The organism is Ancylobacter mangrovi (genome assembly GCF_024752355.1).
Lineage (GTDB): Bacteria > Pseudomonadota > Alphaproteobacteria > Rhizobiales > Xanthobacteraceae > Ancylobacter > Ancylobacter mangrovi.
Map to the genome: position 1 here is coordinate 216,691 of NZ_JANTHZ010000007.1, position 15,947 is coordinate 232,637.

The following is a 15,947-nucleotide window of genomic DNA, read 5'->3' on the forward strand; positions in this document are numbered from 1 at the left end:
CGACCGGTATGGGGTCGGAAGCTGCCGTTCGATGGCTTTAAGATTTGTCTGGCTGCAGCTTCGAATCAGCGGCTCTTAGCACCGTGGGGTGCATGCGCGGTGATCGGCGGCAATATCGCGCTATAGAGGGTAATAAGCGGCGAATGGCGGAGACGGAGGGATTCGAACCCTCGAGACCCTTTTGGGGGCCTGCTCATTTAGCAAACGAGTGCCTTCAGCCTCTCGGCCACGTCTCCAGCCGCCACCGGCTGCGCGGCGCGCACCGTATCGGCGGCGACCTGTCTAGGTTTCCCCATCCCGCCGGTCAAGGGCTTTCGCCGCATGTCCCCTCCCGCTGCACAGCGGCGCACGCCGCCGGCCCGGGGGTCGCGGCGCGCGTGGCCCGGCGCCCTCGCCCGCCTCAGCGCGCGCGCTGGCCGAACATGATGCTGCGCGCTTCCTTGTCGGTGGCGAGATCGATCGTGCCGCGATCCTCGGCGTTCACCGCCAGACCGCGCTTCACCGCCGGCCGCGCCAGCACCCGCTCCAGCCAGGCGGCGAAATGGGGGAACTCCTCGAGGCTCTGCCCCTGGCGCTCCCACAGCTTGGCCCAGCCGATGCAGGCCATGTCGGCGATGGAATAGTCACCGGCGATATAGGGGCGGTCAGACAGGCGCCGGTTCATCACGCCGTAGAGGCGGTGCACCTCGTTGGTGTAGCGCTCGACGGCGTAGGGCAGCTTCTCGGGCGCGTAGATGCGGAAATGGTGCGCCTGCCCGGCCATCGGGCCGAGCCCGCCCATCTGCCAGAACAGCCACTGGTCGACCTCGACCCGCCCGCGCTCGTCGGCCGGGTAGAACTGGCCGGTCTTGCGCCCGAGATACTGAAGGATCGCCCCCGACTCGAACACCGAGATCGGCGCGCCGTCCGGGCCCTGCGGGTCGACGATGGCCGGGATCTTGTTGTTCGGCGAGATGGCGAGGAAATCGGGCTTGAACTGCTCGCCGCGGGCGATGTTCACGGGGCGCACCTCATAGGGCAGCCCGCACTCCTCCAGCATGATGCTGATCTTCCAGCCATTGGGCGTCGGCCAGTAATAGAGCTGGATCGGCTGGGTCTGAAGCTCGGCCATGGACAGAACGCCTTCCGCATCGCCCCCGCGGGCGTTTCCACATCAGAACTAGGACCAGCGCCCGCCGCTGGCAAGCACGCACGAAACGCGCGCCCGCACGCGCGGGGGCGGCGCACAGGGCGCAGGCACAGGGCGCAGGCACAGGGCGCAGGCACAGGGCAGAAGGTTAGGTGACGGTACGTCATCATATATACTTATTATTTTACGGTTTTACTTGCCGATACGTCATCACCAAGCAGAGCGTTAAAGAGTTCGCTAAATTTTTGCTTGATTCCGTCCAAATTTCGACATGAGGCGGATAAGTAATCGCGGCGTCCGCAACGACGCGGATGTGAAACGAGGGTTTCAAGAAATGACCAAGCGCCTCCTTGCCGGGCTGACCGCCGCGACGTTCGTCCTCGCGTCGGCTTCCGCCTTCGCTGCCTCGTCCGGCACGGCGCCGGCCGGTGCTGCTCCCGCCGCGACCGCGACTCACGCCAGTGCCACGCCTGAGAAGCCCAAGACCAGCAAGGTCGCCGTCTCCAAGCAGCAGAAGAGCTGCGAGAAGGAATGGTCGGTCGACCACAAGGCGGGCAAGCTCAAGGGCGTGACCCAGAAGGACTTCATCTCGAAGTGCATGAAGGGCGCGTGAGCGCGGCGGCCCCGCCGGTCCGCGACATCCGCGCCGGCCGGGGTCGATTCCCATCGCCTGCGATGGGCGCTCCCGCGAACTGATGCTTCCCGCCGGCGATCGGCACGCATGGCGGGACAGTCGACTGGCCGTTGGCCACACCTGACGGCGCCGTCCCCTCGCCCCGTCGGGCCGAAACGGTTAAGCTCTCCCGGGAAGGCCGGCCTCGCGCCGGCCTTCGCTTCCGCCGACCGTACCTCTTGCCAACGCCGAGCCTCATGCCGACGCCGAGCCGTCTGTATTCGCCGAGCCGCATGCCCAGACGATTCGCGGCCGCGTGGGCCTGCGTGCTCCTTCTCGCGGCCCTCGCGCTGCCCGCGCCGACGCATGCGCAGTCCTCGCCGACGCAGGCCTGCGCGGATCGCTGGAACCAGATGAAGGCGCAGGGCAAGACCGGCGACCTCACCTATCGCGACTTCGCACGCCAGTGCCTGGCCGAGCTGTCGGACGACGACGACGCCCCCGCCGATTCGCCCGCGCCCGCCAAGCCGGGCGATTCGAAGCCGGCGGCGAAGCCCTCCGGCTCCGGCGCGCCCGTTCCCACCGGCCCGGCGGCCACGGCGGCGCAGCCCTCGATCAAGCAGTGCGCCGACCTGTGGAACGAGATGAAGGCGAAGAACCAGACTGGCGACTTCACCTATCGCGAATTCGCGCAGCAATGCCTCGCCGGCACCGCGGCCGGCGCCAATGCGGCCAAGCCCTCCAACCCTCCGGCCAAGGCGCCCGAGACCGGCGCAACCCCGAAGAACCCGGGAAGCGACGCCGCCGCCAAGCCGCGCACCTCCGTCCCCTCCGTCGGCACGCGCCCGATCGGCGATGCCGCGGCGGATGCCGACGAGCAGAATGAGGAGAAGGAGGACGAGCGCGCGGCGCTGAACCGCTGCAACGCGGCGTGGAAGGTCTACAAGGCGAGCCACAACCTCACCGGCGCCAAGGCGTGGCACGTATTCATGGCGAAATGCCTGCCCTGAATACTGCCCGCTTCCCCGGCCGTGCGTCCTGAACGCAGCCGGGAGGGCCGCTATGCCGGCCCGCTCAGATCCAGCTTGAAGCCTTCGTGCCGGCGCTCGAAGCCGAGGCGCTCATAGAAGCGCTGGGCGTCGATGCGCTTCTTGTTGGTCGCGACCTGGAGCGAGTTGGCCCCGCGCCGGCGCGCCTCGGCGATGGCGAACGTGACCATCGCGGAGCCGATGCCGCTGCCGCGCGCTTCCGGGTGAACCTGCACCTGCTCCAGCACGCCTATCCGCGCGCCGCGCCGCACCAGCACCGGGAAGACCACCAGCAGGAAGGTGCCCAGCACCCTGCCCTCGCGCCGCGCGACGTACAGGGCGAGGTCGGGATCGGCGTTCACCGCCTCGAACGCTTCCTCATAGACCGGCAGGGCCGACGGATCGGTGCTGTCGCGCTCGCCCAGCAGGCGGTCGGCGGCGAGGATGGCGACGATCTCCGGCAGGTCCGCCCGCGTCGCCCGCTCGATACTCACCGACAGGTCGCGGGCGTGCGATTCGCCCTGTTCGCCGGTCACGGCTCATCCCCGCCTTCAGATGCCGAGCTTGCCCTTGAGCAGCTCGTTCACCGCCTGCGGGTTGGCCTTGCCGCCGGTCTGCTTCATCACCTGGCCGACGAACCAGCCCAGCATGGTGGGCTTGGCCTTCACCTGCTCGACCTTGTCCGGGTTGGCGGCGATGATGGCATCGACCGCCGCCTCGATGGCGCCGGTGTCCGTCACCTGCTTCATGCCACGCGCCTCGACGATGGCGCGCGGGTCGCCGCCCTCGGTGAACACGATCTCGAACAGGTCCTTGGCGATCTTGCCGGAGATGGTCTTGTCGGCGATCAGGTCGACGATGGCGCCGATCTGCGCGGCCGAGACCGGCGAGGTCTCGATGTCCTTGCCGTCCTTGTTCAGCCGGCCGAACAGCTCGTTGACGATGAAGTTCGCCGCCGCCTTGGCGTCGCGCCCGTCGGCGCAGGCCTCGTAATAGTCGGCGGTCGCCTTCTCCGCGACCAGCACGTCGGCGTCATAGGCCGACAGGCCGTAGGCGGAGACGAAGCGCGCCTTCTTCTCGTCCGGCAGCTCGGGCAGATGCGCGGCGAGCTCGTCGACGAAGGCCTGGTCGAATTCGAGCGGCAGCAGGTCCGGGTCGGGGAAGTAGCGGTAGTCGTGCGCCTCTTCCTTCGAGCGCATGGAACGCGTCTCGCCCTTGTTCGGGTCGAACAGGCGGGTCTCCTGCTCGATCGTGCCGCCATCCTCGATGATGCCGATCTGCCGGCGCGCCTCGGTCTCGATCGCCTGGCCGATGAAGCGGATCGAGTTGACGTTCTTGATCTCGCAGCGCGTGCCGAACTCGTCGCCGGGCTTGCGCACCGAGACGTTCACGTCGGCGCGCAGGTTGCCCTTCTCCATGTCGCCGTCGCAGGTGCCGAGATAGCGCAGGATGGTGCGCAGCTTGGTCACATAGGCCTTGGCCTCCTCCGAGGAGCGCAGGTCCGGCCGGGAGACGATCTCCATCAGCGCCACGCCCGAACGGTTGAGGTCGACCAGCGACATGGTCGGGTGCTGGTCATGGATCGACTTGCCCGCGTCCTGCTCGAGATGCAGGCGCTCGATGCCGATCTCGATCTGCCCCTCGGCGGTGTCGACCAGCACCACGCCCTCGCCGACGATCGGGCTCTTGTACTGGCTGATCTGGTAGCCCTGCGGCAGGTCCGGGTAGAAGTAGTTCTTGCGGTCGAAGACGGATTTCAGGTTGATCTCGGCCTTCAGCCCGAGCCCGGTGCGCACCGCCTGCTTCACGCATTCCTCGTTGATGACGGGCAGCATGCCGGGCATGGCCGCGTCGACGAGGGAGACATGGCTGTTGGGCTCGCCGCCGAAGGCGGTCGAGGCGCCGGAGAACAGCTTGGAATTGGAGGTGACCTGGGCATGGATCTCCATGCCGATCACGACTTCCCAGTCGCCGGTCGCGCCCTTGATCAGCTTCTTCGGGTCGGCGGGGCGGGCGTGCATGTTCATCCTCGGCGGGCCTCGTCTGGATAGGTCATCGGCGCGGAACGGGTCGTCGGAACGTCCGATTGCGCCGTTTCCCTACTCCGTGTACCGCGGACCCGCAACCGGCGCCCGCTCCGTCCGCCATCCCCGGCGGGCGCCCGCCCTCCACCGCGAACCTTCACAGCCAAGCGAGGTCGAGCCGACAACATGTTCACCATCGACGAGCTCGAGAGCGCCCTGGCCGACATCCACACCGTTTTCGCCGGCACGCCGCAATATGCCTGGCCGATGCTGGCGCGCCGGGCCGGGACGGAGGTGTGGGTCAAGCACGAGAATCACACCCCGACCGGCGCCTTCAAGGTGCGCGGCGGGCTGATCCATCTCGCGCGGCTCGCCCGGGAGGACGGCGTCCCGCGCGGCATCATCTCCGCGACGCGCGGCAATCACGGGCAGTCGCTCGCCTTCGCCGGCGCACGCTTCGGCATTCCGGTCACCATCGTCGTCCCGCACGGCAACAGCCTCGAGAAGAACGCCGCCATGGCGGCGCTCGGCGCACGGCTGATCGAGCACGGCACCGACTTCGACGCCGCCCGCGCCCACGCCATGGAGCTCGCCGCGCGGGAGGGACTGACCTTCGCGCCCTCCTTCCATCGCGACCTGGTGCTGGGGGTGGCGACCTGGTCGCTGGAGCTGTTCCGCGCCGCGCCGCCGCTCGACGTGCTCTACGTGCCGATCGGCCTCGGCTCGGGCATATGCGGCGCCATCCTCACCCGCGACCTGCTCGGCCTTTCGACCGAGATCGTCGGCGTGCAGAGCGCGCACGCCCCCGCCTATGCGCTGTCCTTCGAGGCCGGCCATCCGGTGGAGACCAACAGCGCCGACACGAAGGCGGACGGGCTCGCGGTGCGGGTGCCCGATGCCGGCGCGCTCGCCATCATCCGCGAAGGCGCCTCGCGCGTCGTCACCGTCAGCGACGACGAGGTGGCGGCGGCCGTGCGGGTCTATTGGGAGGACACCCACAACCTCGCGGAAGGCGCCGGCGCCGCCGCCCTCGCCGCGCTGCTGCGCAAGAAGGAGACGCTGCGCGGCCGGCGCGCGGGCGTGGTGCTCTCGGGCGGCAATATCGACCTCGCCCTGTTCCGGGACTGGGTCGCGGGCGGGCCTACCCCGGCGGCTTGAGGAAGATCAACGCCGGCCGGCCACCTTCTTGCCACGATCGGGCAAAGCGAAGGAGGCGAACATGAAGGTGGACACGATCGACGAACGTCTGGCCCTGTTCGGCCGGATGCTGGAGCAGGCGGGGGTCGACGTCGACAGCCCGACCCTTTCGGAGCGCGAGCTGCGCGCGGCGGTGCAGCGCTGCCTCGGCTGCCAGGCCGGGGACGAATGCCGCGCCTGGGTGGCGGAGGCTTCCGAGAACCAGCCGCCGCCCGGCTTCTGCCGCAACGTCGAGCCTTTCGCGCGCTGGGCCGAGCGCCAGGCCGACATCGAGTTCGCCTCGCTCAGCGAGGCCGTGTGCTCGCTGGACGCCGCCGGCAGCGGAAGCTGAGGCGGAAATACGGGCAGGAACCGGCGATCGAGCGGCTCAGCCGAGCCGCTCGTTCTCGTAGTCGATCACCCACTGGATGAGGATGCGCCAGAGCTTCTCGACCAGCTCGGGCGGCACGCCCTTGGTCTCGGCGCGCACCATCACCTTCTCGACCACATCCTCGACCCGCTCGGGCAGGAGCGCCGCGAGGCCCTCCGCCCGCTTCACCGCGATCACATGCTTGACCACCTCGAAGCGGCGGGCGAGCAGTTCGACGATCTCGCCGTCGATGGCATCGATCTCCGCCCGGAAGGGCGCGAGGGAGCGCTCGTTCTCGGGCAGGATGCGCATGGTCACAGCCACCACTTGTCGTGGCACTCGAAGCGCCCGGCGGCGTCCTCGATCACCTGCGCCAGCGCGAACAGCCCCGCCTCGCCGAACGGGTGGCCGATGAGCTGGAGGCCCAGCGGCAGCCCTTCCGAGGACCGCCCCGCCGGCACCGATATGCCCGGCAGCCCGGCCATGTTGAGCGTCACCGTGAACACGTCCTGCAGATACATCTCCACCGGATCGGCCCCCGACTTCTCGCCGATGCCAAACGCCGCCGAGGGCGTTGTCGGCGCCAGCACGGCGTCGATGCCGTCGGCGAAGGCGGTCTCGAAGTCGCGCTTGATCAGCGTGCGCACCTTCTGCGCCTTCAGATAATAGGCGTCGTAATAGCCGGCGGACAGCACATAGGTGCCGATCATGATGCGCCGGCGCACCTCGGCGCCGAAGCCGGCGGCGCGGGTCTTCTCGTACATCTCGATGATGTCGCGCCCATCGACCCGCTCGCCGTAGCGCACGCCGTCATAGCGCGCGAGGTTGGACGAGGCCTCGGCCAGCGCGACGATGTAGTAGGACGGCAGCGCGTATTTGGTGTGCGGCAGGCTGATCTCGACGATCTCCGCCCCCGCGTCGCGCAACATGTCCGCGCCCTTGTCCCAGAGCGCGGCGATCTCGGGCGACATGCCCTCGACCCGGTATTCCTTCGGGATGCCGATGCGCTTGCCCTTGATCGAGCCGCCGACCGCCGCCTGATAGTCCGGCACGGGAAGGTCGGCGCTGGTCGAATCCTTGGGGTCGTGGCCGGCCATGGAGCGCAGCAGCAGCGCGGCATCGTTCACCGAGCGGGCGATCGGCCCCGCCTGGTCGAGCGAGGAGGCATAGGCGACGATGCCCCAGCGCGAGCAGCGCCCATAGGTCGGCTTGATGCCGACCGTGCCGGTGAAGGCCGCCGGCTGGCGGATCGAGCCGCCGGTGTCGGTGCCCGCCGCGCCGGCGCAGATATGCGCCGCCACCGCCGCCGCCGAGCCGCCCGACGAGCCGCCGGGCACGAGCGGCTGCTCCGAGCCCTTGCGCCGCCACGGATTGACGGCGCAGCCGAAGGCGCTGGTCTCGGTGGACGAGCCCATGGCGAACTCGTCCTGGTTCAGCTTGCCCAGCAGCACCGCGCCCTCGCTCCAGAGCTTCGAGGTCACGGTCGATTCGTAGCGCGGCACGAAGTTCCTGATGATCCGCGAGCAGGCGGTGGTGCGCACGCCCTCGGTCGCGAACATGTCCTTGATGCCGAGCGGAATGCCTTCCAGCCTGCCGCCCTCGCCCTTGGCGATGCGCGCGTCGCTGGCCTTGGCCATCTCCAGCGCCTTCTCGGGCGTGGCGAGCACATAGGCGTTGAGGTCGCCGGCCGGCTCGATCGCGTCGATATAGGCCTGGGTCAGCTCGGTGGCCGTGAAATGACGGCTGGCGAGGCCCTCGCGGGCGGCGGTGATGGTGAGGCGGGTGAGATCCGACATCGCGTTCACTCCACCACTTTCGGGACGGCGAAGAAGCCGTCCTCGCTGGCGGGCGCGTTGGCGAGCACCCGTTCGGCGGCGTCGCCGTCGTTCACCACGTCCGCCCGCAGGGGCAGCTTCATCGGGATGACGCTGGTCATCGGCTCGACGCCGGTGGTGTCCACCTCGCCGAGCTGTTCCACAAAGGCGAGGATGGCGTTGAGCTCGCCCTGGAGGTGAGCCACCTCCTCCTCCGTCACGGCGATGCGCGACAGATGCGCCACGCGCCGGACCGTCGCCTGATCGACCGACATCCGAAATTCCAATCCTCTGAAACCGATGCGCGCCCTATAGCAGGCGGGCACGGCGCCCCGCAACGCAGGGCGCCGGTTTCAGGCGGGGATGGAGGACGGCCGGTGGCGATTCCGGGCGCCGGCGTCCGGGCGCCGGAGTTCAGCGCAGGCCGGGGCCGTTCACGCCGCCATTGAGGTTCACGCCGGGGCCGGGACGGGCCAAGGCGCGGGTCTGCGCACGCGCCGGGCCGCCGGCGACGCAGCCCACCGGATAGCCCGGACGGGTGCAGTAGATGACCCTGGCGGTGGTGCGCGCCGGGGTCGGGCGCACCACGCAGCCGCGCGGATAGCCGGGGCCGGTGCAATAGACCACCGCGGCATCGGCGGGCGCCGGAGCGGTGAAGGAAAGGCCGGCGAAAAGCAGGGCGGCGGGCGCAGCGGCGGCCCCCGCGCGGGCCAGGAACGAAAGTCGGCTGTGATTCGCAGTCATGTCGCTTCCTCGCGTGACGTGGCCAAAGGTAACCCGAAAGCGTTACTTTCGTGTCACCCGCCCGAGGAGTCGGGCAGGACACCCCCTCGACAAGCGCCGACGGCGCCGACTGTTCCCCCGCGGATGCTTGGTTTGCCGGCCCTTCTCGGGTGCCGGCGGGATGGCGGGCGGCGGTCGCCCGCCGCCCGTCGAATCACGAGCCGGCCTGGGCGAGGCAGGCGCCGGCGGCCTCGGCATTGCTGCGGGCGCTGCCGCGGCTGATCTGGCCGGACATGGCGAGCGACTTGGTGGTGCTGGTGACGGTCTCGCGCACATCCGCGCCCGAGCTCACCTGCCCGATGGCGGCGGCGTAGATCGCCTTGCCGTCGGCCGACAGCGAGGCGGCGCAGGCGTCGGCCGAGGCCTTGTCGGCATGGGCCGGTGCGGCGGCGAACATCAGCGCACCAAGGCAGGCGGCCGCGAGAGCCTCCCGCACCGGGACGACACGAGAGAGGGTCATGCTAATCTCCTTCGGAGGTGGGATTCAGCGCAGGCCCGGTCGGTTGACCGGCCCGCCAAGATTCACGCCCGGCCCGGGCCGGACGACCGCGCGCGCCGCCGGCGCGGCGGCGGGGCCCGGCACGCAGCCGACCGGATAACCCGGCCGGGTGCAATAGACCGCGGCACGCGCCACCGGATTCGGCCCGGCGAGCGGCGTCGCACGCACGACGCAGCCGGCCGGCACACCCGGACCGGTGCAATAGACCACGGCCGCCTGCGCCGACGGCGCGGGCAGGCCCACCACACCGAGCACCGAGAGCAGCGGTGCCAGCGCAGCGCCGACCGTCACGGTCGGAAGGAAAGAACGAAGTCCGGTCATGTCGCGTCCTCGCCTGGACGTATCGTTGCGGAAACGGCGCGACTTAGAGCCGAACGGAGGGGGAGACACAATGTCGATTTTTGATCGCTTCGGCCAGAGCCGGGGACGGCGATGATGCTCGCCGGAGTGCCCGCAACACGGGTCCGCGAGAGCGACGACGCCCCGCCCCTCGCCGCGGTCCGAACCGATCCGGCCCTGTCGGCGGAAGAGGAGGCGGAACGTTCCCGCCTGCATGCCCGGCCCGATTTTCCCGGCATCGCGCGCGCCGCCGCCGCCAAGCTCTGCGCCTCCTACCGCCACGACCGCCTGCTCTCCCGGCTGATGAACGATCGCGGCCGGCTGACCCTGATGTCGCTGATGATCGACCTGCATTTCGAGCCGCCCGAGGCGCAGGGCCTGACCTCCGGCCGGCTGAAGGCCGAGGCGGCCGCGCTCGACATATGCAGTCCCGGGCGCGTCAGCGCCGTGCTCGCCGCGTGCCGGCTGTTCGGGCTGGTGGCGTCGGCGCCCGACGATGACCGCCGCCGGCGCCGGCTCGTCGTCACCGACCGCCTGCTCGACCTGCACCGCGAGCGCTGGGCGGTGATGCTGGAGGCGCTCGCGAGTGCCGTCCCGGAAGGAGCGGAGGGCCTCGCCCGCCTGCGCGACGAGGCGTTCCTCGCCGCCTATGTCGGCGCGCTGGTCGAGCCGATCCGGGCCGGATGGCGCCCGGTTTTCGACGTGCCGAGCCTCGAACTGTTCGTCGAGCGCGACGGCGGGCTGATCCTGGCGTTCGCGCTGTTCGAGAATGGGGGCGCCGGTGCGCCGCTCTCCGCCGCCGAACTGGCGCGCTCCTACAAGCTCTCGCGCTCGCACATCGTCGACATCCTCCAGCAGGCGGTCGAGGCCGGCCTCGTGCGGCGGATCGAGGACCGTGCGCAGGGCGGGCCGGGTTTCCTCGCCCGGCCCGCGCTCGTCGACGCGATGGAGATGCTGCTGGCGACCGCGCTGGTACGCCAGGCCCGGGCAGTGCGCCGTGGGCTCGCCGCCACCGCCCCGGGGTGAGCGGCGCCGCTCAGGCGGCGAACTCGACCGCCTCGCCCTTGGCCGGCACCACGACGGTCGCTTCCTCGCCGACCAGCGCGATGAAGCGCTCGGCATCGGGCTCCAGCAGGCCGAAAGTCGCGTAGTGGCCGGGAATGACGGTGAGCCCGCCGAGATAGCGCGACACCGCGACGGCGGCCGATTCCGGCCCCATAGTGAAGCGGTCGCCGATCGGCACGATGACGATCTCGGGCCGGTGCAGCTCGGCGATCAGCGCCATGTCGGAGAAGATGTCGGTATCGCCCATGTGCCAGACCACCGGCTCGCCCGGAGCCTTGACGATCAGGCCGTTCGGATTGCCGAGATAGACGCTGGCGCCGTCCACCATCATGCCGGAGGAGTGGTCCGCCCGCACCATGCTCACCGCGAAACCTTCGGTATGGATGGTGCCGCCGGTGTTCATCATCTCCAGCTTCTCGACGCCCTGCGTCGCCAGCCAGCTCGCCAGATCCGCATTGGCCACCACGGTCGCGCCGGTCTCCTTGGCGATCGCCACCGTGTCGCCGAGATGGTCGCCATGGCCGTGGGTGAGCAGGACATGAGTCGTGCCGGCGGTCGCCGCGGCGAAATCGCCGTCGAAGGCGGGATTGCCCGTCAGGAACGGGTCAATCAGCACGACCTTGTCCGCGAAATCGAGACGAAAGGCCGCGTGGCCAAACCAGGTGATCTTCATTGCCATCTCCGTGGGTAGGAAGTGGGCGGGAGGATAGGCGACGGCGCGGACGACTCAAGCGCGGAGCCGGTCACGCGTGCCCGCCGCTGCCCGCGCCCTGCCCCGCCATATGGCGCGGCGCGCGCGGGCGTGCTAGGCGCACGGCACCATGGTCGCGCCGATCCTCACCATCGCTGAAGCCGCCCCGCTGCTCGCCGAGCGCGGGAGCCTCGTCGGGCTCGACCTCGGCACGCGCACCATCGGCATCGCCAGCTCCGATCCCGACCGCCGGCTGGCGACGCCGGTCGAGACCATCGCCCGCAAGCAGTTCACGCCCGACGCCACCCGCATCCTCTCGCTCGCCGAGGCGCGCGGCGCCGCCGGCTTCGTGCTCGGCCTGCCCGTCAACATGGACGGCAGCGAGGGCCCGCGCGCGCAGTCGGCCCGCGCCTTCGCCCGCAACTTCGCGCGGCTGACCGAGCTGCCGATCATCCTGTGGGACGAGCGCCTGTCCACCGCCGCGGTGGAGCGCGAGATGATCGCCACCGACATGAGCCGCGCCCGCCGTGCCGAGGTGGTCGACCAGCAGGCCGCCGTCTTCATCCTCCAGGGGGCGCTCGACCGCCTGCGCCACATCGCCGGGGACAGGTGACGCATGACGGGTGTGCTCGGCGCCCTGGTCCCGGTGTTCCTCATCATCGCCCTCGGCCAGATCCTGAAGCGCAGCCTGCTGCCGGAGGATTCGCACTGGGTGGCGCTGGAGCGGCTCACCTATTTCATCCTGTTCCCGGCGCTGCTCATCGTCTCGATCTCGCGCGCCGAGCTCGGCAATGTGAAGGTGTTCCAGGTCTCGGTGTCGCTGCTGGGCGCCATCGCACTGTTCAGCGCGCTGCTGGTGGTGATGCGCGAGCCGATCTGCCGGGGGCTGCGGCTGATGGGGCCGGGTTACACCTCGGTGGTGCAGGGCTCGCTGCGCTGGAACAGCTATATCGCGCTTGCGGTCTCGGGCTCGCTCACCGGCACCGCCGGCCTCGCCGTGGCGGCGGTCGGGCTCGCGGTGATGATCCCGACCCTCAACACAATCAGCGTCGCGGTGCTGGCGCGCCACGGCGAAGGCGCGGCCGGCGGCAACCGCGCCATGCTGATCCAGATCGTGCGCAATCCCTTCATCTGGTCCTGCGCGCTGGGCGGGCTGATCAACCTGCTGCACATCCACGTGCCGGCGGTGATCTTCGACTTCGGCGACATATTAGGAAGGGCGTCGCTGGCGCTCGGCCTGCTCGTGGTCGGCGCCGGGCTGCGGCTCGCGGACCTTCGCCGCCCGCGCGGCGCCACCTGGCTCACCAGCGCGGTAAAGCTCATCGGCGTGCCGCTGGTGGCGATCCTGATCGGCTGGACGCTCGGCCTCACCGACGTGGACCTGCTGATCGTCGCGGTCGCCTCCTCGGTGCCCTCGGCGCCGAACGGCTACGTGCTCGCCCGCCAGATGGGCGGGGACGCGCCGCTGCTCGCGCAGATGCTCACCGTGCAGACCGTGCTCGCCGCCGTGACCATGCCGGCGATCATCGCCGCCGTGTCGCATCTGGGGGGGTGAGCGGCAAGGACGGCTGCGTCCCTGCCGCTACATGCTGTCCGCAGGGTCAGCAGCGGGTCCAGTAGCCGGTGCCGCGCATCGGGTTGGTCTCCACCCAGCAGCGGTTGGCCGGGCGGGCATAGGCCGGGCGGCCGTAATAGACCGGGCCGGGCGGCGGGCCGTAATAGCGGGGAGCGTCGTAGTAGCGCGGGCGCGCCGCGTTTGCGATCGCCGCGCCGGCGACGACGCCGGCGGCCACGCCGAGGCCGACCGCGCAGCCCTCGCAGCGCACCTGCTCGACCGGAGCGGACGTCGCACGGGCGGATTCGGGAACCGCGGCGCCCGACATGGGCAGGGCGGCGGCAGGCACGGCACTCAGAGCGGCCACGGCAGCTACGGCCATCGCGGCGAGCCGGCCGGCAGCCGGCCGGGTGGACTGAACGGACCTCGTCATCGATCGTTCTCCAATCGTGCCCCTCAGCACTGTGGCGCGACAACGTGGGCGTGCGAACGAAGTTCCCTGACGGCACCCCGCCACCGGGACAGCCGCTCGCCGTGGACAGCGACGGGAAAGACTTGCGGCGGGGCCGTGCTGCGTCTATCCAGCCGACTTCGATATGACATCGAACCCGACCGCCAGCTTCACCCTCTCGCGCCGCCACCTGCTCGGCATCGAGGGCCTGTCTCCCGAAGAGATCGTCGGGCTGCTCGACCTCTCCGAGGAATTCGTCATCCTCAACCGGCAGATCGAGAAGAAGCGCGCGACGCTGCGCGGGCGCACGCAGATCAATCTGTTCTTCGAGGCATCGACCCGCACCCAGTCCTCGTTCGAGCTGGCCGGCAAGCGGCTCGGCGCGGACGTGATGAACATGGCGGTCAGCAACTCCTCCCTGAAGAAGGGCGAGACGCTGATCGACACTGCCGCGACACTCAATGCCATGCACCCGGACGTGCTGATCGTGCGCCACAGCGCTTCCGGCGCTGTCGAGCTGCTGGCGCGCAAGGTCGACTGCGCGGTGGTCAATGCCGGCGACGGGGCGCATGAGCACCCGACCCAGGCGCTGCTCGACGCGCTCACCATCCGCCGCAACAAGGGGCGCATCCAGGGCCTGCTGGTCGCGATCTGCGGCGACATCGCCCATTCGCGCGTCGCCCGCTCCAACATCCTGCTGCTGCAGGCGCTCGGCGCGCAGGTGCGGGTGGTCGCGCCGCCCTCGCTGCTGCCGACCGACATCGAGCGCTTCGGCGTCGAGGTCCATAGCGACATGCGCCGGGGGCTGGAGGACGTCGACATCGTCATGATGCTGCGGCTCCAGCGCGAACGCATGAACGGCTCGTATGTGCCTTCGGTGAAAGAGTATTTCCATTTCTGGGGGCTCGACGAGGCGAAGCTGCGCCATGCCCGGCCGGACGCACTCGTGATGCATCCCGGCCCGATGAACCGCGGCGTCGAGATCGATTCGGCGGTCGCCGACGGCGCCCAGTCCCTCATCCGCGAGCAGGTCGAGATGGGCGTCGCCGTCCGCATGGCCGTGCTCGACGCGCTCTCGCGGACGCTGCCCAATGCCTGACCTGCGCTCCACGCCGCGCCCCACCCTGCTGTCCGGCGCCCGGATCCTCGATCCCTCGCGCGACCTCGACACCCATGGCGACATCCTGATCGCCGACGGCGTGATCAAGGACATCGCCGGCAACCTGAAGGCCGCCGGCCTGCCGGACGACACCGAGATCGTCGACTGCCGCGGCCTGATCGCCGTGCCGGGCCTCGTCGACATGCGCGCCTTCATCGGCGAGCCCGGCGCCGAGCACCGCGAGACGCTGGCCTCCGCCAGCCAGGCGGCGGCGGCGGGCGGCGTGACCACCATCGTGTGCCAGCCCGACACCGATCCCGTCATCGACGATCCCGCCATCGTCGACTTCGTGCTGCGCCGCGCCCGCGACACCGCCATCGTCCACGTCCATCCCATGGCCGCCCTGACCAAGGGGCTGGAAGGGCGCGAGATGACGGAGATCGGCCTGCTGCAGGCCGCCGGCGCGGTCGCCTTCACCGACGGCACCCGCTCCGTGCCCTCCGCCCAGGTGATGCGCCGCGCGCTCACCTATGCCCGCCATTTCGACGCGCTGATCGTGCACCACACCGAGGATGCCGGCCTGACCGGCGAAGGGGTGATGAACGAGGGCGAGTTGGCCTCGCGCCTCGGTCTCGCCGGCGTGCCCAGGGCGGCGGAGACCATCGTGTTCGAGCGCGACGTGCGCCTCGCCGCCATGACCGGCGGGCGCTACCACGCCGCCTCGCTCACCTGCACCGATTCGCTCGACGTGCTGCGCCGCGCCCGCGAGGCGGGGCTCGACATCACCGCCTCGGCCTCGATCAACCATCTGACGCTCAACGAGCGCGACGTCGTCGGCTATCGCAGCTTCTTCAAGCTCAGCCCGCCGCTGCGCGCGGAGGACGACCGGCAGGCGCTGGTGCAGGCGGTGGCGGAAGGGCTCGTCGACGTCATCGTCTCCGACCACAACCCGCAGGACGTCGAGGTCAAGCGCCTGCCGTTCTCGGAAGCGGCCTTCGGCGCCATCGGCATCGAGACCATGCTCGCGGCCGGGCTCCGGCTGGTGAATGACGGCTCGGTCGACTTGATGAGCCTCGTCCGCGCCATGTCGACCCGCCCGGCCCAGCTTCTCGGGCTGGAGGCGGGCACGCTGCGCCCCGGGCGAGCGGCGGACATCGCGCTGATCGCGCCCGACGAGGCGTGGATCCTCGACGCGGCGATGCTCAAGTCGCGCTGCCGCAACACCCCATTCGACGAGGCCCGCTTCGAGGGGCGCGTCATACGCACGCTTGTCGCCGGCTGTACGGTGTATGAATACGTGTGAGCCGGAGC

20 protein-coding genes and 1 tRNA gene are annotated in these 15,947 nt (G+C 70.1%); 9 read left to right on the plus strand and 12 right to left on the minus strand.

All coding sequences use genetic code 11. From position 1 onward, the window contains the following. Positions 1–144: 144 nt before the first annotated feature. Both NVS89_RS16125 and NVS89_RS16130 read right to left on the minus strand, forming a co-directional pair. Positions 145–236, minus strand: a tRNA-Ser gene (locus NVS89_RS16125). A 164-nt stretch (positions 237–400) separates the two neighbouring features. Further along, the gene (locus NVS89_RS16130; protein WP_258733787.1) at positions 401–1,111 is read right to left on the minus strand and encodes a glutathione S-transferase family protein; all 711 of its coding nucleotides are present in this window, start codon (positions 1,109–1,111) and stop codon (positions 401–403) included. A 352-nt stretch (positions 1,112–1,463) separates the two neighbouring features. Here NVS89_RS16130 and NVS89_RS16135 point away from each other — a divergent pair, with 352 nt between their 5' ends. Then, entirely contained in the window at positions 1,464–1,742 is a 279-nt protein-coding gene (locus tag NVS89_RS16135) for a hypothetical protein (protein ID WP_258733788.1), read from the plus strand. A 326-nt stretch (positions 1,743–2,068) separates the two neighbouring features. Beyond that, on the plus strand, positions 2,069–2,752 hold the full coding sequence (locus NVS89_RS16140) for a hypothetical protein (protein ID WP_258733789.1): 684 nt from the start codon (positions 2,069–2,071) through the stop codon (positions 2,750–2,752). Between the two features lie 50 nt (positions 2,753–2,802). Here the strand turns inward: NVS89_RS16140 and NVS89_RS16145 are convergent, their stop codons facing one another. Together NVS89_RS16145 and gatB are read right to left on the minus strand one after the other, a co-directional pair. Further along, the gene (locus NVS89_RS16145; protein ID WP_258733790.1) at positions 2,803–3,306 is read right to left on the minus strand and encodes a GNAT family N-acetyltransferase; all 504 of its coding nucleotides are present in this window, start codon (positions 3,304–3,306) and stop codon (positions 2,803–2,805) included. 15 nt (positions 3,307–3,321) lie between these two features. Further along, complete coding sequence (gene gatB, locus NVS89_RS16150; RefSeq protein ID WP_374114584.1) at positions 3,322–4,797, minus strand: Asp-tRNA(Asn)/Glu-tRNA(Gln) amidotransferase subunit GatB; 1,476 nt, start codon at positions 4,795–4,797, stop codon at positions 3,322–3,324. A 183-nt stretch (positions 4,798–4,980) separates the two neighbouring features. On the opposite strand from gatB, the gene NVS89_RS16155 reads away from it, so the two are divergent. Further along, positions 4,981–5,952: a threonine dehydratase gene (locus tag NVS89_RS16155; RefSeq protein WP_258733791.1), complete on the plus strand. Its 972-nt coding sequence runs from the start codon at positions 4,981–4,983 to the stop codon at positions 5,950–5,952. Positions 5,953–6,013: 61 nt separating this feature from the next. After that, positions 6,014–6,322 carry a DUF6455 family protein gene (locus tag NVS89_RS16160; RefSeq protein ID WP_258733792.1) on the plus strand — a complete coding sequence of 103 codons (309 nt, stop codon included), beginning with the start codon at positions 6,014–6,016 and terminating at the stop codon, positions 6,320–6,322. A 36-nt stretch (positions 6,323–6,358) separates the two neighbouring features. Here the strand turns inward: NVS89_RS16160 and NVS89_RS16165 are convergent, their stop codons facing one another. The 6 genes from NVS89_RS16165 to NVS89_RS16190 form a co-directional block, all read right to left on the minus strand. Beyond that, the gene (locus NVS89_RS16165; RefSeq protein ID WP_258733793.1) at positions 6,359–6,664 is read right to left on the minus strand and encodes a chorismate mutase; all 306 of its coding nucleotides are present in this window, start codon (positions 6,662–6,664) and stop codon (positions 6,359–6,361) included. Beyond that, a complete protein-coding gene (gatA, locus tag NVS89_RS16170) occupies positions 6,655–8,136 on the minus strand; it encodes an Asp-tRNA(Asn)/Glu-tRNA(Gln) amidotransferase subunit GatA (RefSeq protein ID WP_258733794.1) in 1,482 nt (493 codons plus the stop codon). The genes NVS89_RS16165 and gatA overlap by 10 nt, the downstream gene beginning before the upstream one ends. Before the next feature lie 5 nt (positions 8,137–8,141). Further along, on the minus strand, positions 8,142–8,429 hold the full coding sequence (gene gatC, locus NVS89_RS16175; RefSeq protein WP_258733795.1) for an Asp-tRNA(Asn)/Glu-tRNA(Gln) amidotransferase subunit GatC: 288 nt from the start codon (positions 8,427–8,429) through the stop codon (positions 8,142–8,144). A gap of 139 nt (positions 8,430–8,568) precedes the next feature. Then, positions 8,569–8,898, minus strand: a complete 330-nt coding sequence (locus NVS89_RS16180) for a hypothetical protein (protein ID WP_258733796.1) — start codon at positions 8,896–8,898, stop codon at positions 8,569–8,571. Between the two features lie 193 nt (positions 8,899–9,091). Next, entirely contained in the window at positions 9,092–9,397 is a 306-nt protein-coding gene (locus NVS89_RS16185) for a hypothetical protein (RefSeq protein WP_258733797.1), read from the minus strand. A gap of 24 nt (positions 9,398–9,421) precedes the next feature. Further along, positions 9,422–9,757 (minus strand): hypothetical protein, encoded by a 336-nt coding sequence (locus NVS89_RS16190; protein WP_258733798.1) that lies wholly within the window; start codon positions 9,755–9,757, stop codon positions 9,422–9,424. 111 nt (positions 9,758–9,868) lie between these two features. Between NVS89_RS16190 and NVS89_RS16195 the strand changes: the two genes are divergently transcribed. Next, positions 9,869–10,801 (plus strand): hypothetical protein, encoded by a 933-nt coding sequence (locus NVS89_RS16195; RefSeq protein ID WP_258733799.1) that lies wholly within the window; start codon positions 9,869–9,871, stop codon positions 10,799–10,801. Positions 10,802–10,811: 10 nt separating this feature from the next. On the opposite strand, the gene NVS89_RS16200 is transcribed toward NVS89_RS16195, so the two are convergent. Then, positions 10,812–11,513, minus strand: coding sequence for a metal-dependent hydrolase (locus tag NVS89_RS16200; RefSeq protein ID WP_258733800.1), 702 nt, complete (start codon positions 11,511–11,513; stop codon positions 10,812–10,814). Between the two features lie 148 nt (positions 11,514–11,661). Between NVS89_RS16200 and ruvX the strand changes: the two genes are divergently transcribed. Together ruvX and NVS89_RS16210 are read left to right on the plus strand one after the other, a co-directional pair. Next, on the plus strand, positions 11,662–12,144 hold the full coding sequence (ruvX, locus tag NVS89_RS16205; protein WP_258733801.1) for a Holliday junction resolvase RuvX: 483 nt from the start codon (positions 11,662–11,664) through the stop codon (positions 12,142–12,144). Positions 12,145–12,147: 3 nt separating this feature from the next. After that, a complete protein-coding gene (locus NVS89_RS16210; RefSeq protein WP_258733802.1) occupies positions 12,148–13,086 on the plus strand; it encodes an AEC family transporter in 939 nt (312 codons plus the stop codon). Between the two features lie 46 nt (positions 13,087–13,132). On the opposite strand, the gene NVS89_RS16215 is transcribed toward NVS89_RS16210, so the two are convergent. Then, positions 13,133–13,519 carry a hypothetical protein gene (locus tag NVS89_RS16215; protein ID WP_258733803.1) on the minus strand — a complete coding sequence of 129 codons (387 nt, stop codon included), beginning with the start codon at positions 13,517–13,519 and terminating at the stop codon, positions 13,133–13,135. 163 nt (positions 13,520–13,682) lie between these two features. Here NVS89_RS16215 and NVS89_RS16220 point away from each other — a divergent pair, with 163 nt between their 5' ends. Next, positions 13,683–14,636, plus strand: coding sequence for an aspartate carbamoyltransferase catalytic subunit (locus tag NVS89_RS16220; protein ID WP_258733804.1), 954 nt, complete (start codon positions 13,683–13,685; stop codon positions 14,634–14,636). Beyond that, positions 14,629–15,939, plus strand: coding sequence for a dihydroorotase (locus tag NVS89_RS16225; protein ID WP_258733805.1), 1,311 nt, complete (start codon positions 14,629–14,631; stop codon positions 15,937–15,939). The genes NVS89_RS16220 and NVS89_RS16225 overlap by 8 nt, the downstream gene beginning before the upstream one ends. Positions 15,940–15,947 lie beyond the last annotated feature (8 nt).